16 protein-coding genes are annotated in these 15,591 nt (G+C 40.9%); 12 read left to right on the forward strand and 4 right to left on the reverse strand.

What is annotated here, in order from left to right; all coding sequences use genetic code 11:
- Positions 1-18 precede the first annotated feature (18 nt).
- The 4 genes from CDG55_RS02665 to gmk all read right to left on the reverse strand — a co-directional run bounded on the left by CDG55_RS02665 (position 19) and on the right by gmk (position 3,870).
- Positions 19-408 (reverse strand): RidA family protein, encoded by a 390-nt coding sequence (locus tag CDG55_RS02665; RefSeq protein WP_004660185.1) that lies wholly within the window; start codon positions 406-408, stop codon positions 19-21.
- A 172-nt stretch (positions 409-580) separates the two neighbouring features.
- Positions 581-2,689 carry a RelA/SpoT family protein gene (locus tag CDG55_RS02670; protein ID WP_087536004.1) on the reverse strand — a complete coding sequence of 703 codons (2,109 nt, stop codon included), beginning with the start codon at positions 2,687-2,689 and terminating at the stop codon, positions 581-583.
- A gap of 208 nt (positions 2,690-2,897) precedes the next feature.
- The gene (rpoZ, locus tag CDG55_RS02675; RefSeq protein WP_004660187.1) at positions 2,898-3,176 is read right to left on the reverse strand and encodes a DNA-directed RNA polymerase subunit omega; all 279 of its coding nucleotides are present in this window, start codon (positions 3,174-3,176) and stop codon (positions 2,898-2,900) included.
- A gap of 70 nt (positions 3,177-3,246) precedes the next feature.
- Complete coding sequence (gene gmk, locus CDG55_RS02680) at positions 3,247-3,870, reverse strand: guanylate kinase (protein ID WP_004660188.1); 624 nt, start codon at positions 3,868-3,870, stop codon at positions 3,247-3,249.
- A gap of 102 nt (positions 3,871-3,972) precedes the next feature.
- Here gmk and ispH point away from each other — a divergent pair, with 102 nt between their 5' ends.
- The 12 genes from ispH (at position 3,973) to rplS (ending at position 15,575) form a co-directional block, all read left to right on the forward strand.
- Entirely contained in the window at positions 3,973-4,923 is a 951-nt protein-coding gene (ispH, locus tag CDG55_RS02685; protein ID WP_087536005.1) for a 4-hydroxy-3-methylbut-2-enyl diphosphate reductase, read from the forward strand.
- A 140-nt stretch (positions 4,924-5,063) separates the two neighbouring features.
- Positions 5,064-5,528 (forward strand): GspH/FimT family pseudopilin, encoded by a 465-nt coding sequence (locus CDG55_RS02690; RefSeq protein WP_087536006.1) that lies wholly within the window; start codon positions 5,064-5,066, stop codon positions 5,526-5,528.
- A complete protein-coding gene (pilV, locus tag CDG55_RS02695; RefSeq protein ID WP_228127129.1) occupies positions 5,528-6,034 on the forward strand; it encodes a type IV pilus modification protein PilV in 507 nt (168 codons plus the stop codon). Before CDG55_RS02690 ends, pilV begins: the two co-directional genes overlap by 1 nt.
- Entirely contained in the window at positions 6,034-7,059 is a 1,026-nt protein-coding gene (locus CDG55_RS02700) for a PilW family protein (RefSeq protein ID WP_004757015.1), read from the forward strand. The genes pilV and CDG55_RS02700 overlap by 1 nt, the downstream gene beginning before the upstream one ends.
- Positions 7,056-7,880: a hypothetical protein gene (locus tag CDG55_RS02705; protein WP_087536007.1), complete on the forward strand. Its 825-nt coding sequence runs from the start codon at positions 7,056-7,058 to the stop codon at positions 7,878-7,880. The genes CDG55_RS02700 and CDG55_RS02705 overlap by 4 nt, the downstream gene beginning before the upstream one ends.
- A gap of 18 nt (positions 7,881-7,898) precedes the next feature.
- Positions 7,899-12,203: a hypothetical protein gene (locus CDG55_RS02710; RefSeq protein ID WP_087536008.1), complete on the forward strand. Its 4,305-nt coding sequence runs from the start codon at positions 7,899-7,901 to the stop codon at positions 12,201-12,203.
- 15 nt (positions 12,204-12,218) lie between these two features.
- Positions 12,219-12,779 (forward strand): type IV pilin protein, encoded by a 561-nt coding sequence (locus CDG55_RS02715; protein WP_087536009.1) that lies wholly within the window; start codon positions 12,219-12,221, stop codon positions 12,777-12,779.
- Position 12,780: 1 nt separating this feature from the next.
- Positions 12,781-13,257, forward strand: a complete 477-nt coding sequence (locus tag CDG55_RS02720) for a type IV pilin protein (RefSeq protein ID WP_087536010.1) — start codon at positions 12,781-12,783, stop codon at positions 13,255-13,257.
- 141 nt (positions 13,258-13,398) lie between these two features.
- The gene (rpsP, locus tag CDG55_RS02725; RefSeq protein ID WP_004660208.1) at positions 13,399-13,656 is read left to right on the forward strand and encodes a 30S ribosomal protein S16; all 258 of its coding nucleotides are present in this window, start codon (positions 13,399-13,401) and stop codon (positions 13,654-13,656) included.
- 16 nt (positions 13,657-13,672) lie between these two features.
- Complete coding sequence (gene rimM, locus CDG55_RS02730; RefSeq protein ID WP_046739974.1) at positions 13,673-14,221, forward strand: ribosome maturation factor RimM; 549 nt, start codon at positions 13,673-13,675, stop codon at positions 14,219-14,221.
- A 45-nt stretch (positions 14,222-14,266) separates the two neighbouring features.
- The gene (gene trmD, locus CDG55_RS02735; RefSeq protein WP_087536011.1) at positions 14,267-15,007 is read left to right on the forward strand and encodes a tRNA (guanosine(37)-N1)-methyltransferase TrmD; all 741 of its coding nucleotides are present in this window, start codon (positions 14,267-14,269) and stop codon (positions 15,005-15,007) included.
- A 196-nt stretch (positions 15,008-15,203) separates the two neighbouring features.
- Positions 15,204-15,575 (forward strand): 50S ribosomal protein L19, encoded by a 372-nt coding sequence (gene rplS / locus CDG55_RS02740; RefSeq protein WP_004660214.1) that lies wholly within the window; start codon positions 15,204-15,206, stop codon positions 15,573-15,575.
- The last annotated feature ends 16 nt before the right edge of the window (positions 15,576-15,591 follow it).

Genomic DNA, 15,591 nt, shown 5'->3' on the forward strand with positions numbered 1-15,591 from the left:
ATTTGATAAATATCGCATTTAATTCTGTGTTGGAATGATAACAATACCATCCATTTCGACTAATGCACCTTTAGGTAGGCTTGCGACACCCAATGCTGCACGAGCTGGATAGGGCTGGGCAAAATATTCGCCCATAATTTGATTCACCAATTGGAAGTGAGAAAGATCTGTAAGGAAGATATTCAATTTAGCGATATCTGCTAAGCTGCCACCTGCGGCTGCACATACTGCTTTTAGATTGTCGAATACACGACGAATCTGAGCCTCAATACCTTCTACAAGTTCCATACTGTATGGGTCTAAGCCAATTTGACCTGAAAGATAGAGCGTATTGCCAACAAGAATTGCTTGAGAATATGTTCCGATAGCAGCAGGGGCGTGTTCAGTATGAATAACTTGACGTGACATTAAGCTCTCCTATGTCATTGTTTCTATCTTAAACAATGTGACTTTAACACAAAAGTTTGGCTCCGAAACGGTCGAATACTGTTTAGTCGCAATTGTTTGCAAATGATTCATTAGCTTTAAGAATAAGGAATCTTTCAATTTTAATTCTGGGCGAACATCGTGTATTAAACGATTAACTGACTTTTGCAACCTCTGGTTGGGCGATTGGCATATTTAAGCGTTCAATCCGTGGGAAGCCAAAATGCATGCGTAAATCACGAATAATTTGGGCAATTTGATTTCGATTGCTCACGACTATATTCACATAGGTTTTCTGGTCTTGTGAATAGACCATTTCTACGCCTGTTTTGGCCTTTCGGCATTGATAAATCAGGTCAGAAATTTGTTCGTCACTCATCGTCATATGAATACATAAGAAAGCACTAAAGCGAACATCATCAATTTCTTCTGATTGCCAGTGTAAAGGCATAATGTTTTCAGGATGGAGGTGCTGTTCATGCAGTAAATTACGGCAGCGTGAACGGTGTACGATTAAACCACGTCGAGATAAATGTCCCTGAATTGGATCGCCAAGCACAGGATTGCAACAGTGTGCATATTTTACATCAACACCCTCAGTTCCTAAAATCAAGCGATCAGAAGTTTCATGATGCTGAGAATGGTAATCTTGAGCAAATAAATGATTTGCAACCAATTGAGGTAATAAATCCCCAACTGCGATTTGTTCAAATAGCGTATCTTTATTAGCTAAATGTCGCCACTCAAGCACACTAATCCAGTCTTCTGCTGAAAGGTCATCTATAGAGCGATGAAATAGTTTTAAAGCGCGATTAAGTGCTTGTTGACCGACAAGACGTTGCTCATCAATGTCTTGTTCTCTTAACAAATTCTGTAATGCACGGCGTGCTTTTTGAGTATTAATAAAACTGAGCCAATCTGGATTCGGTGTTGCTAATACGTCTGTGATAATTTCAACTACTTGTCCGCTATGCAATGGGGTTGAAAGAGGACGAATTTCACCATCCACTTTTGAGCCAACGGCATGATTGCCTAAAAACAGGCTGGCTGAGTAGGCGAAGTCGACGACAGTCGCGCCTTGAGGAAGTTCATGTAATTGGCCGTGTGGCGTATAGACCCAAATTTTTTCCTGATGTAAATAATCAAGTAAGTCACTAAAAGTGGTTTTTGCACAATCACTGTCTATGAGCGTATTTAGGTTCTGCATCGAAGCTTGAATTGCCGAACGGCATGCTTGAGGTGCATTCTCCCCGAGTACTACACCAAAACGAGCAGCTTTACGCATTAATTCGGTTTGGATCGTCAAAGATAATGTTGTTTTTTCACCTTTTAGCTTAATCATTAATGATTGATTACCACCCGGTAATGGGCGGCGAATATAATCGTTATATTGTAAAACTTGGAAATTATCTTTTAATGCTTCAACGAGACGATCACAGTCTGCAATGCTATTTAAAATAATTTCAAAGGCATGGCTATGACTGAGCTCATTTAAATCAATTTCACTTTTTACGAAATGACGTAGTAATTCAATATTATTATTTTTCTTTTTAATACGACCTTGTAGATTATATTTTTTAAGCAAATCTGATAATTTTTGCTCCCATACTGCTTGGTATTCACAACGTTTGGGTTTGGTTTCTAATAATGCGGTTTGCACATCATTAAACATATCCAAATCAAGATTTTGATAACATAAGTGTTCTAGGTTGTCGGCCATTTCATTCATACCGACTAAACGTGCCATAGGTACGAAAATATCAAAGGTTTCTTGCGCGATACGTGCTCGTTTATCTGGACGTAATGCGCCTAAAGTCGTCATATTATGATAGCGATCTGCGAGTTTAATAATAATGACACGAGGATCTTGTAAGGTGGCTTGTAGAATTTTGCGGAATGATGCCGCCTTATTATATTCCTTATCACTAGAGTGGCTGAGTTTGGTCACACCATCAACAAGTTCGGCAACAACAGATCCAAATTTTTCACCAATCTCATCTTTGCTAAATTCGGTATCTTCAATGACATCGTGTAATAAAGCTGCCATAAGCGTCTCGGCATCTAAACGCATATGCGCCAGAATGCAACTCACAGCAATAGGATGAAGAACATAGGGTTCACCGCTTTTTCGCATAACACCACTATGTGCTAAATCAGCAAAATCACAGGCAGCAAGTACACTCTGAATATCACTATCTTTAAGATAGGCTTCAATAATGACCTTGAGTTGTTGCTTGGCTTGGCTGACCTCTTCGCCTGGCATAAAACACCTTTTATAACATGAATTCAGGAATAAATAAGATTAGCTTCTAATGAAAAGCATATTGTGAAACTTGTCAATTTGTTCATTAGAAAAACTCGTAAATTTTTTCAATGAAATATATTGTTTTTACCAATATAGCACTGAAATTTTCAACAAACAAAAAAGCCCAGTGTATTCACAATGGGCTTTTAGACAAAGCAAATCAAATTTAGAAAGAGAAGCCTTCTAAATTTAATGAGTTTGTAGACAACACCATATCAAGATTTGAAGTCTGATAATCTTGATCGCGTTGTTTTAAAATTTCTTTAGTGACATGACCTGCCGCAATTTCGCGTAATGAAACGACTGTTGGTTTATCATTATCCCATTCTACAGTTGGTTCCATACCTTGACGTGCTAATTGGCGTGCACGTTTACTCGCTACCAGTACTAACTCAAAACGGTTATCTACGTGGTCTAAACAATCTTCAACGGTTACACGTGCCATAAGTTGTCTCGTTTGAACATTACATTTGAAAAGACTAAATAGTATAAAAGGCTTTTAAATAAGACTCAAGTTATTCGCGATTAAGGGTGATTAACTTTTCAATTAATTGCTGGTGACGAGCACTTTGCTGTAAGGTAACTAAACGATTTGCTGTAATAATTGCTTCTAAATCATGAACAGCTTTATTGAAATCATCATTGATGATGATGTAATCGAAATTTGCGAAATGACGCATATCTTCTACAGCACAACTTAAACGATGTTCAATTACTTCAACTGAATCTGTTCCTCGATTAGATAATCGTTGTCTTAAATCATATTGAGTTGGCGGCAAGATAAAGATTTGTTTTGATTCAGGAAAAAGTCGACGAACTTGATCGGCACCCTGCCAGTCAATTTCGAGTAATACATCATGACCTTGTTGTAATTGTTCTTTGACTTTGGCTTGAGATGTACCGTAGTAATTACCAAATACTTCTGCATACTCAATAAAACCACCTTGTTCTACTTGAGCTAAAAAAGTTTCAGTATCAGTAAAATGATAGTGAACACCGTCAAGTTCACCAGGGCGTTGACCACGTGTAGTATGAGAGACAGAAACGTGTAAATTGCTGACTCGATCGAGTAGGGCTTTTACGAGAGATGTTTTGCCCGTTCCTGATGCCGCAGAAACGACAAACAATAGACCCGACATGATATTTTTCCTGATATGATAAAATATCTTGGCTATTGTAGTGTAGCGTGCCATTAAACGAAATAGTTTGGCATAAATATTCAGGTGATAAGAGAGGATGTTATGGAAATTGTATTGGCCAATCCGCGAGGTTTCTGTGCTGGTGTTGACCGTGCGATAGCAATCGTCAATCGCGCACTAGAATGTTTTAATCCGCCAATTTATGTCCGTCATGAAGTCGTACACAACAAGTTTGTGGTTGATGATCTACGTCAGCGTGGCGCAGTGTTTGTTGATGAGCTGGATCAAGTGCCAGATGGCTCGATTGTAATTTTTAGTGCTCATGGTGTTTCAAAAGCGGTACAACAAGAAGCGGATCGTCGAGGTCTAAAAGTATTTGACGCAACTTGTCCTTTAGTGACTAAAGTACATATTGAGGTCACGAAATATGCTAGAGAAGGAACGGAAGCAATCTTAATTGGGCATGAGGGGCATCCTGAAGTTGAGGGGACCATGGGGCAATATGATAAGTCTAGCGGCGGAAAGATTTATCTGGTTGAAGATGAAGAAGATGTTGAAGCTTTGGTAGTTGAGCATCCTGATAAAGTTGCATTTGTCACTCAAACGACGCTTTCGATTGATGATACGGCTAAGGTCATCGATGCCTTAAGAACTAAATTTCCTAAGATCCAAGGTCCGAGGAAAGATGATATTTGTTATGCCACTCAAAATCGTCAAGATGCGGTACGTGATTTGGCGGAACAATGTGATGTAGTGTTGGTGGTAGGTTCTCCGAATTCATCGAATTCAAATCGCTTACGTGAGTTGGCAGAGCGGATGGGGAAATCTGCTTATCTCGTGGATAATGCTGATCAGCTTGAAAAAGAATGGTTTAAGCAGGAAAGTAAAATCGGTGTGACTGCAGGTGCATCTGCACCAGAGATACTGATTAAACAAGTGATCCAGCGTTTACAGGATTGGGGTGCAACACCTCCACAAGAGTTACAGGGGCGAGAGGAAAATATTACTTTTAGTCTACCCAAAGAGTTGCGAATACAGGTGATACAGGCCTAATTCCTATAGAAAAATGTGAACTCAAAACGGATGGACGACACTCCATCCGTTTTTTTATGATGCTTATCTGCTTTGTATTGGTTCTGTAAGAATACAATTTAATATAGAGTAAGGAATTTTAAAAGAGTTGGGTGTAAGCGATGAGGAACAATCGGGGATTCACCTTAATTGAGTTGTTGGTGACGATTGCCGTTTTTGCGATTATTGCAATGATGGCCGCTCCTTCTTTTCGTACAATGCAAATCAATCAGAAACTTAAACTATCTGTAATGGAAATGAAAACAGGCATTCAACAAGGACGCAGCCGAGCGATTCTAACACGTAGTCCCACAGTCATTTGTCCGAGTACCATTACTAAAGACAGTTGTGGTGCAAATATTACAGGATACGGTTCACTTTCAGATAAGCAGAAAACGGACAGTGTATTACTTCCAAAAATTGATAGTCTCGTTTCTATAAAATCAGGAAGTGATAATAATTTCTTGTTTAATCCGCAGGGGATTACTACAAATAAAACCATTACCTTATGTGGTAACAATAAATCTTTTGCAATTAATGTAGATGGGCCAGGTGTCATTACAGTAACAGAGGGTGGGGCGTGTTAATGAAAAAAATGATGTATAACGCCCAAAAAGGTGTGGGGATGATGGAGGTGCTAGTTGCAATGGTCATTCTATCGATTGCAATTTTAGGTTTTGTTGCGTTACAGGTAAGAGCGACCGCAGCGACAGATGAAGCCTTAAATCGTTCTGATGCTTTGGTTATTTTAAATGGTTTGGCAGAAAAAATTCGTATCAATACCACGGGGAATTATAAAGCAGCAGTTCCCACTACCGTACCTACATGTGTTGCAGCGAAAAATTGTAATAGTGACAACCAGGCTTTGGCTGATTTGTATGCCCAAAAGCAGTTTGCAGATACTAAGGGTATAAGTTTAGGTGTGGCAGATTGTGCCAATACCTCTAGTGCCCAAACCCGACTTTGTTTGATTGCCGCATGGGATTCAACCACAGCAACCATTGGAGCAGGTACTGTTAGCGATCGTTGTTTAAATAGTACAGATGGTAAATATGCGCCTGATTCACACTGTTTAGTGCTGGAGGCATATTGATGAATAAATTACACCAGACTGGTTTTACCCTCATTGAGTTAATGATTTCCCTAACATTGGGCTTAATTCTGGTTGCTGTAGCCATTCAACTCTTGGTGAGTGGGCAGGTCAATTATCGAATTCAGACCGCAGCAGCTTCTGTGCAGGACAGTGGGGTTTTTGGTTTAAATGCAGTGACTAAAAATATCCGTTTAGCCAATCATGGCAATGCAGGGGCAATGAATGACGAGACACGTTATGGTGGTATTGTGTTGAGTGCCCAAACCACAACGGGAGCAGGTACACCTCCAGCAACGCCAGATGGTAATTTAAAAGGTTTAAAGAAAGCGGATGGTTCTAATATAACAGGGGATAACTATATCTCTAAAAATGCCTATAACGACAGTGCTGTCAGTACATACCCTAAAAGTGACCAATTGGTAATTATTTATCAGGCTCCTGAAAATATGGTGACCTGTACAGGGCGGAATGTTAAAGGTCCAGTGCGTAGTTTAACGGCTTTGACCCGTGGTTGGTATGTAGTTGAGCGCTACTATATTAAAAAAAGAAGTAGCAGTAATGAAGCAGATTTATATTGTTCAGATGCTTTATTTACTGCACAAGGAGAGCCAGTTAACCAGACCCATACTGTCGGTACGAATACCACGACAATTGCAGCTACAGAAACGCTCAATGCCGATTATGGTTTGGGAGGGGAGATGATTGCTCGGAATGTAGAGTATATGCGTATACAGCTTATGGTGCGGAATAGCAACAATACCATTGCAACCATGGGAATAAATGACTACTTGGCTCTAGTTGTTGATAGTGATAATACCACTGCGACCCCAGCGCATCGTCCTGCCATTACAGGCATTAATCTTGGATTACTGACTCGCTCTAATGAAACAGTTCCAAATGGTACTGTTGGGACTTATAAGATTCTGGATAAAACGCTAACTGCACCGAACGATAAATATATGCGCCATGTATACACGACAACCGTTGCATTACGTAATGGTGGTTTAGGAGACACCATTCCATGAAAAAAAATTCCTATCAGCAAGGTTCAACCCTTATTGTAGTGCTGATTTTATTGGTGCTGATTAGTATTGGTGGTGTGTATGCCATACGCCATAGTATTTTTAATTTAAAAATGGCGACTAGTGCGCAAGTACAAACTTTATTAATGCAAACCTCTGATGTTGCTTTAGCACGATTAGAAAAGAACTTTAATGACAATGAAGCAACTAATTTAGGTGGTACGCCAATTGGTCAGGTTTTTCTGGATGGTAATCAGGGTTTGGAACTCCAGTTTTGTTTTAAACCAACTGAGGTAGGTTCTGATAATGCTTTAAAAAATAACTTATTTTTTGATTTGCGTGAATTTCGTATTATCGAACGTAATTCAGCAACCACAACAGATGCAAAAAGTACGGCAGAGTCGGGAAATTATGATGCAGTGTGTAACCCTGCCACGATGTTCTCCATTAGTCGTAAGGCATTGGTGACACAAGTTGCTGTGGTGAATCCTGACGACCCAGCAGTTGAAATGGGGCGTTTCGATCTGGCTGCAAAAGGCAATGATTTAAAGGATGCAGCAAATATTGAAACCAAGCGTGTTCGGGTCACAGTAACATCATTTACTCCAGCGCTTGCTTCGGCTTCGGTGGATGATATGAATATCTGTTTAAAGCAACGCATGATGGATGATTCACTGCTTAGAAATAGAGCGGATAGTAGTGCTTCACCTGCACAGGTGAAAGTTGAGACTCTACATGAGTGTTTAAATAAGTTGGGTGTGCCTATCAATACGCAAACGGCAGAGTATGTGGTGCGTTTGTCTGATAGTAAGAGCAATAGCTAAAAGGAATGGGAGAATAAAATGAAATTAAAACCTCTTGTAATAATGATGGCAATGCTCCCAGTTGGACTTTTGCCAACCAGTACTGCGACTTTCGCCAGTGATTTAACGCTTTATAAGGGTAATACCACAGGGAAAACCTCAATTTTACTGATGCTGGATACTTCAGGAAGTATGGGGATTAGTTCTTTAGTGCTGCCCAGCACCAACCAATATGGTAGCCCAGGGGATGTAACGACACCCTTATGTTCCAATACCAATGTTCATGAGTCTGGTGGTAATAAAGCTGGTAATGTACTTGAATTTCAATACAATGCGAAAGATACCCGTAATCAAGTCAAAGTGAATGATACACTGGTCACCAATCCAACAAGGAATAAAACATCTTTTTATAAAGAAGTGGTGATTGACGGCATAACAGTCCCTTATTATGTTCGTGGTTGCGGTACGGCAACAGTTAATAGTAATGGTAAGCTGATTGAAAGCAGTACGGGAAAATTCGACCGTTTATCGCGTTTAAAAGATGCGATTATCACGCTTTTGGCGGATGAGGATGGATTTTCGGGGGTGAGTATTGGTTTGGGGCACTTTTCTACCCAAACTGCCTTAAAAGTAGGGTCATCCACCAGTAATATTCAATTGGTTGATGGTCACTCGGGCAATATTCTTGTACCAAGCGCAGCATTAACCAAAGATGCTAATGGACGAGCGCAACGTCTAAAACTGGCTCAGGCGATTGCTCAATTCCAGTCTTTGGATACCACCACCAAGCAAGATGGTTCAGCCGCAGATACTGAATCTGATGGGGGTACTACAGTATCTAAACAACGCTATTCATCAAAAAATCCACCACAAAATATTAAAAAAGCCTCCAGTGGTACACCCACCGCCCATGCCTATGCCGAAGCTGCTGCCTATATGATGGGGACACAAACCCGAACCAGCACCGCATCAGGCGTTGTATCTTATCTTTATGATGGTACAGCGATTATGCGAAATAGAAGTAGTTCAGGGGACTTGAATGATCAAACCTATTTTGTTTGTGTCGCACTTGGCACAACGAGGGGGACAACAAATGCTTTAGGTGGAAGCGGGAATGTTAATCAATGTGTCAATAACTGGCCCTTCCGCGATGGCTCTATAGTAAAAGCTTCAACGGTGACTGCTGGAGTCTATGCACCTGATGGCAGTGGGGGATGGACTAAACAAAATCAGGCTCAAGTCAATAGTGCAATGGGAACGTTGAGTAAGGACTGGGATTTATATGCAAAATTTCCATCAGGTTGGCGTTATGGCGGCTGGATGAAAGTCGATTACCCACCTATGGATATTGAGCCTGTGGCAGCCGTCGCTTGGGATGGAGATTCAATCAAGAATTTTCGTAACTTGGTCGCATATAGAACCAATCCTTTTGCTTTAACCGAAGATAAAAATGGCTATACAGATAACCTGAGTGGTGGGATTTCTTATTCTGCCAGTGACACCAAAAATGCGGCTGGAAATAAATATAATGCAGGTGGTTCAACCAATACCTGTGATGGTAATGGGATTTATTTCTTAACCGATGGTGCGCCCAACTCCACCAAAGATACCATGGCAAGAGCGATCATGAATGATACGCTCACCAGTACTTTAACAATAGGTAGCCCAGCTGGAACATATGGCTTTTCTGCCAAACCAATAGGGTCGGGTGTATTGATTTCTCCTGCCTTAAAATCGGGTCTGTTCTCTGGGGAAACAGGGGGTTGGGAATATATTGGTGAATATGCCAAAAAGCTGCGTAACCGTACGGACAGTTCTAATACGCAAAAAAATCCTGCTGATATGAATATTAAAACGGCGGTAGTAGGGTTTGGAGCATCTTTTGCAGGTTTAACCAAAAATGCAGATGGAACTTACAATTGTGCCAGTGCACCAAATGATGATGCCAAAAATGCCTGTCTGTGGGGAAGTAAGGATTATGGCGATGGTGGCTTCTATTATGCTGAAAACTCAGATGATATTAAAAATAGTATTATTAACTTTGTAAACAATGTAAAAGTAACCTTTCCTCCTTCCAGTTTAGGTTCAATTTCTGTACCGCGTGATCCACTGGATCAAACCAGGATGATGAGTACAGGTTTTTTCCCCATGATTTTACCTCAAGAGGCAACTAATGTAATGACATGGGCTGGTAACTTGAAAAAATATAAAGTGCTAGGAGGAACATTAAAAGACAGTGGTAATAATGCTATTTATACCACCACCAATAATCAACAGGTGATTAATAGTAGCGCTAAAGACTTATGGTCAATTGCCGCAACCACAGATGATCACTCCTCAGTCAAGAGTGGTGGGGCATGGAATAAAATTCCTGTACCTTCTACATTAAATATAGAGAATGAACCAAGTAAATCAGACAGTATTCGTAACGTGTTTACCATAGATGGTACAACACTTAAAAAAGTGACAAAAGCCAATCTGGCAACGGACTATTCAGGTACAGATCCAGCCGCATTATCAAATACTACCAATATAACTGTGGCGCAACGTTATAACTTGCTCAATTATTTGGGATATCAAGCGAGCGCAGGTACGACCTTAACAACATCAGATGTAAATGGTTTGGCAACCACGCCAACGAGTCCTTACCGTTATTTGGGTGGAGTGATTCACTCTACACCATTGGTGGTGACGCAGTCTGCTACCCTTAATAGTGATGGTAATGGGGTTGGTAGCCGTAAAGAATATGTGGTGTATGGTTCGATGGAGGGCGGATTGCATGTGGTGGATGCCAGCAACGGTGAAGAGCAATCTGTCTTTGTACCTAAAGAAACTCTCGATAATGATAGTGGTAAGACGCTGGCAAACTGGGAATTTAAAACCACTGGCACAATGTCTTATGGCGTAGATGCGCCATGGACAGCAGACAATACCTTTAAGGTAAAAACCACAACATCGGGTACAGCATCAACGACCAAATACGAAGCAACTAAAATCAATATTTATGGTGGTTTACGTATGGGGGGTGCAGCATTGTATGGTTTAAATATCAAAACGCCAACAAGTCCATCCTTATTGTTCCGTATTACCCCAAGTACGACAGGTTTCTCTCGTATGGGACAGATTTGGTCTAAGCCAACACTTGCGGATATTCGTGTGAAAGGGGTACGTAAACGTGTACTGATCTTTGGTGGAGGTTATGATGCTGCTGTTTATGAAAGAAACAATGCAACATTTACTGAACCGACAACTGCAACGCAGGGCAATGCAATTTATATTGTTGATGCGAGTAATGGTACATTGTTATGGATGGCAAGTTCAGATACAACAGCCGTAGCAGATAGCTATAAAAAAATCACATCGTCAGAGATGCTGTACAGTGTTGTTGGGCAGCCTGTAGTACGTGATTATGATGCAGATGGTTTAGCCGACATGATCTATTTTGCTGACCTTGGTGGGCAAATGTTCCGTGTAGATTTAAATAATGCTGCCCAAACCTCGACCGCAACCGATGTCAATGTTGGTGTGCGTGTGAAAAGGATTGCCGACCTGAGAGAGGGTTCAGGAAGTAATCTATTTGTACCACGTTTTTATGATCGTTTAACGACAGCAATATTTGGGGATGGTACTAATCGTTTTGTATTGGTTAGCGCAGGTTCGGGTAATCGTAGCTTCCCACTGGAAGCAAGTAATACGCGTAACAAGGTCTATGGAATTCTGGACTATGATGCTGCAGTAAAAGGAATTGAAAGCACAACTTATGCAGACGCTAACTTTAAAGCAGTCGCCACCAGCAGTAATATTCTGGCTCGTGGTATATTGGGTAAAACCAGCACTACGATTAGTAGTTGGGGAACGAATGGAAGTATTAGCGATGACAAGGCTGTTGCTGAAATGGGACCATCAGGTGCAAAACGTGGCTGGAAATTTGATTTAAGTTCTGTGGGAGATAATAGTACACAAAAATATTCAAAATCGTTTGAAGAGTCTCAATTGGTTTCTAATGATCTATATGTCAATGTGTACGATTCTCAAGCAAGTTTAAATGGAGTTGCAAGTGGTTGTGGTGGAGGTGTGCAGGGACTGTCAACTACGCATCGTATTTGTGCACCGTATGCGGATTGTGCAGCCTACGTTAAACAGGATTATCAGGGTATTTTAGGTCCAATTATGGGGTTAACCACAGAAAATTCTCGTACTTCGGGGTTGGTAGGAGCTGTCGCTGCTAATCAGGAGGCTTGTGTGGGGCATTGTCCTGATAATAAAACATCATTGACTAATCAGAATTTGTATAGTTATTCACAAGCCCGTAAAATCAAACCAACCCGATGGTATGAACGTTAAGGAGGTATTTAATAAATGTTAAAATCCTCCAAAGGCTTTACCTTGCTGGAGTTGATGGTGGCATTGGTAATCGTTGCAATTTTTGCAGCGATTGCCATCCCAAGCTATCAATATTTTATTGTAAAAACACGAAAAGCTCAGGCTCAGGCAGAAATGTTAAAAATTTCTGAACGGTTGGAAAATTACCGTAGTAAACAATTGACTTATGCGGGGTATATTCCTGAACATCAAAATACAGGAAGTGGGCAGAAAGGGATCGTGAACCTCCCTTATGGAAGTAGTAGTACTGAATATGATTATCAAATCAGGGTAATGGATATTAATTATACCTATGCCACAAGTGATACACTCAAGGCTAATCCGCAAACTCAGTCGCTGGAAGATTCTGCATTGGGACAAGGCTGGAAAATTATTGCTGTACCGAACCAAAGTAAAAGTTTGATTCTAAAGAAGTCTGATTCACTTTTAATTAATTCGTTAGGGCTAAAGTGTATGAAACCTTACGATTCAAGTAGTTCTACACCTATATTAACATCAACCAGTGATGATTGTGGTAATGACTCAAAGGATTGGTAAAATGATGAGCAAAATCAAACAGGGATTTACACTAATTGAGCTGATGATCGTGATTGCCATTATTGCGATTATTGCTGCTATTGCTTATCCCAGCTACCAAAACTATACCAAACGAGCCAAGCGGATTGAAGTTCAATCTTATCTGATGGAGCTTTCGCATAAATTATCAAGTTATAAATTAGTAAATCGTAGTCTAAGTGGTGCAAGTTTATCAGTAATCGGTGGTAATTCGAGTTTTCCAATTACAGGAGATCAGACGTATACAATCAGTCTGAAAACACAAGATGCAACTGATCCTACGAAATTTGTTGATTTGTCTGATGCAAATGCAAACTTAAATGCATGGTATTTGTTGGCTACGCCTGCTGGTGCCCAACTTGGTGATGGGGCTGTGAGTTTAAACGCTGCAAACCAGCAGTGTTGGTACAAAGGAACAGACGACGCTTCGGGTACGTGTTTAGCGTGGTCCGAAAGATAAATTCAAACTTGCGGATAACTTTAAAAAGCATCTTTTATTCGGATCAAATATAGCGTAGAATATCGCCCTCTATGAAAGGGGTTTGAAGTGTTGCCGATGGTCGGCGCAGGGATAATCCGTAAAAATTATAAGGTTGTTCTCATGGTTGTTATTCGTTTAGCGCGCGGTGGTGCAAAAAAACGCCCATTCTATCAAATCATTGTAACTGATAGCCGCAATGCACGTGATGGTCGTTTCATCGAACGTATTGGTTTCTTTAACCCAACTGCTCAAGGTAAAGCTGAAAAAGTTCGTTTAGATGCTGACCGTTTTGCTCATTGGGTTGCTCAAGGTGCTCAACCTTCAGATCGCGTTGCTTCTTTAGCTGCTCAAGCTAAAAAAGCTGCAACTACTGCATAATTGTCGTAGGTAGCCCATGACATCAACACAGAATGTGCCAGAAGATCGTATTCAGATTGGACAGTTACGTTCAGCTTATGGATTGAATGGGTGGCTCTGGGTTTATTCTAATACAGAACCTATGAGCAATATGTTTGACTACCTTCCTTGGTACATTGAGACCAAGGCAGGTTGGCAAACCATAGATGTAAAACGTTGGAAACCACATGGCAAAGGCTTGGTTGTTGCATTAAAAGGCGTGAATGATCGCACGGGTGCAGAAAACTTAGTTGGTGCAAATATCTGGATTGCCAAATCACAGCTTCCTAAAGCAGATGTAGACGAGTACTACTGGTCTGATCTTAAAGGTCTAACAGTGTTAGGTCTTAATGATGAAGAACAAGAAGTGAATCTCGGTCAAATCTACGAACTGTTTGAAACCGGTGCTAATGATGTCATGGTCGTGAAAGCGACACCTGATAGCATTGATGCTGAAGAGCGAATGATTCCTTGGCATAAAGATGTGGTACAACGCGTTGATCTTGAAGCTGGTCGTATTTACGTCAATTGGGGCGTAGACTACTAATCCTTTTTGGAATAGTAGCGCAGCAGGAAAATAAAGGAGTCTGCGGTGTTTTTTGCAGTCATCACATTATTTCCTGAAATGTTTGAAGCGATTACAGCGCACGGAATTAGCGGGCGTGCAGCAAAGCGTGACATCGTGCAAGTGACTTGCATTAACCCACGAGATTTTGCAGAGGGCAACTACAAACGAGTGGATGAACGTCCTTTCGGTGGTGGTCCTGGTATGGTGATGATGGCTGAGCCTTTGGCAAAAGCGATTAACCATGCCAAACAACTTGCAACACAAGCAGGCTGTGTTCATGCCCCAGTGGTGTATATGTCACCGCAAGGGAAAACTTTAAATGAACAGGCAGTACAACAATTCCTTGATTATGATGGTTTGATTGTATTGTGTGGGCGTTATGAAGGAGTTGATGAGCGTTTAATCCAGCATTATGTTGATCAAGAATGGTCAATTGGGGATTACGTTTTATCGGGTGGTGAACTGCCAGCGATGGTGTTGCTTGATAGTATTATTCGCCGTTTGCCGAATGTCATGTCTGACGAGCAATCTGCGATCCAAGATTCTTTTGTGGATGGTTTACTGGATTGTCCACAATATACCAAGCCAGACCATTTCGAAGGGTTAGATGTGCCTGAGGTACTGAAATCAGGACATCATGCCAATATTGAGAAATGGCGTTTTTTGCAGCGTTATCAACGAACTTTAGAGCGTCGACCAGAGTTGGTGGAAAAAGTTGAGTTGACTAAACAGCAAAAAAAATGGCTAAAAGATTCGCAAGACTAAACTATTAGAAGTTTGTGTTTGCAACAGACGAGAAGCTTTGCTTCGAGTTACTACTTAAACTGAGTTTAAGTTGAAAATAGGCTCTTTAGGGTAATTTTGCTTTAAAGGGAAAGTTAAACGAGCGATATGCGTTTTAGCCTCTATCCTCAGCGGTGTAAGAGACCTCTTCTCTCCCGCACATATTGGAGATTCCACAATGAGTGGTAAACATCCTTTAGTTCAAGCTGTTGAAAATGCACAGTTAAAAACTGATATCCCTGCTTTTGCTCCTGGTGACACTGTTATCGTTCAAGTTAAAGTAAAAGAGGGTGACCGTGAGCGTCTTCAAGCATTTGAAGGTGTTGTAATCGCGAAGAAAAACCGTGGTTTAAACTCTGCTTTCACAGTTCGTAAAATCTCTAGCGGTGTTGGTGTTGAGCGTGTTTTCCAAACTCACTCTCCAATCGTTGCTAAAATCGAAGTGAAACGTCGTGGTGACGTTCGTCGTGCTAAACTTTACTACCTACGCGAGTTGTCTGGTAAAGCTGCACGTATTCGTGAAAAGTTACCAGCTCGTAAACAAGGTTAATTTTAACTTTGTTGTA

Source organism: Acinetobacter sp. WCHA45, assembly GCF_002165255.2.
Classification (GTDB): Bacteria; Pseudomonadota; Gammaproteobacteria; order Pseudomonadales; family Moraxellaceae; genus Acinetobacter.

Bases quoted from the DNA above. Each gene is read 5' to 3' on its own strand.
- CDG55_RS02665 (WP_004660185.1), bottom strand. From the start codon at position 408: ATGTCACGTCAAGTTATTCATACTGAACACGCCCCTGCTGCTATCGGA.
- CDG55_RS02670 (WP_087536004.1), bottom strand. From the start codon at position 2,689: ATGCCAGGCGAAGAGGTCAGCCAAGCCAAGCAACAACTCAAGGTCATT.
- rpoZ (WP_004660187.1), bottom strand. From the start codon at position 3,176: ATGGCACGTGTAACCGTTGAAGATTGTTTAGACCACGTAGATAACCGT.
- gmk (WP_004660188.1), bottom strand. From the start codon at position 3,870: ATGTCGGGTCTATTGTTTGTCGTTTCTGCGGCATCAGGAACGGGCAAA.
- ispH (WP_087536005.1), top strand. From the start codon at position 3,973: ATGGAAATTGTATTGGCCAATCCGCGAGGTTTCTGTGCTGGTGTTGAC.
- CDG55_RS02690 (WP_087536006.1), top strand. From the start codon at position 5,064: ATGAGGAACAATCGGGGATTCACCTTAATTGAGTTGTTGGTGACGATT.
- pilV (WP_228127129.1), top strand. From the start codon at position 5,528: ATGAAAAAAATGATGTATAACGCCCAAAAAGGTGTGGGGATGATGGAG.
- CDG55_RS02700 (WP_004757015.1), top strand. From the start codon at position 6,034: ATGAATAAATTACACCAGACTGGTTTTACCCTCATTGAGTTAATGATT.
- CDG55_RS02705 (WP_087536007.1), top strand. From the start codon at position 7,056: ATGAAAAAAAATTCCTATCAGCAAGGTTCAACCCTTATTGTAGTGCTG.
- CDG55_RS02710 (WP_087536008.1), top strand. From the start codon at position 7,899: ATGAAATTAAAACCTCTTGTAATAATGATGGCAATGCTCCCAGTTGGA.
- CDG55_RS02715 (WP_087536009.1), top strand. From the start codon at position 12,219: ATGTTAAAATCCTCCAAAGGCTTTACCTTGCTGGAGTTGATGGTGGCA.
- CDG55_RS02720 (WP_087536010.1), top strand. From the start codon at position 12,781: ATGATGAGCAAAATCAAACAGGGATTTACACTAATTGAGCTGATGATC.
- rpsP (WP_004660208.1), top strand. From the start codon at position 13,399: ATGGTTGTTATTCGTTTAGCGCGCGGTGGTGCAAAAAAACGCCCATTC.
- rimM (WP_046739974.1), top strand. From the start codon at position 13,673: ATGACATCAACACAGAATGTGCCAGAAGATCGTATTCAGATTGGACAG.
- rplS (WP_004660214.1), top strand. From the start codon at position 15,204: ATGAGTGGTAAACATCCTTTAGTTCAAGCTGTTGAAAATGCACAGTTA.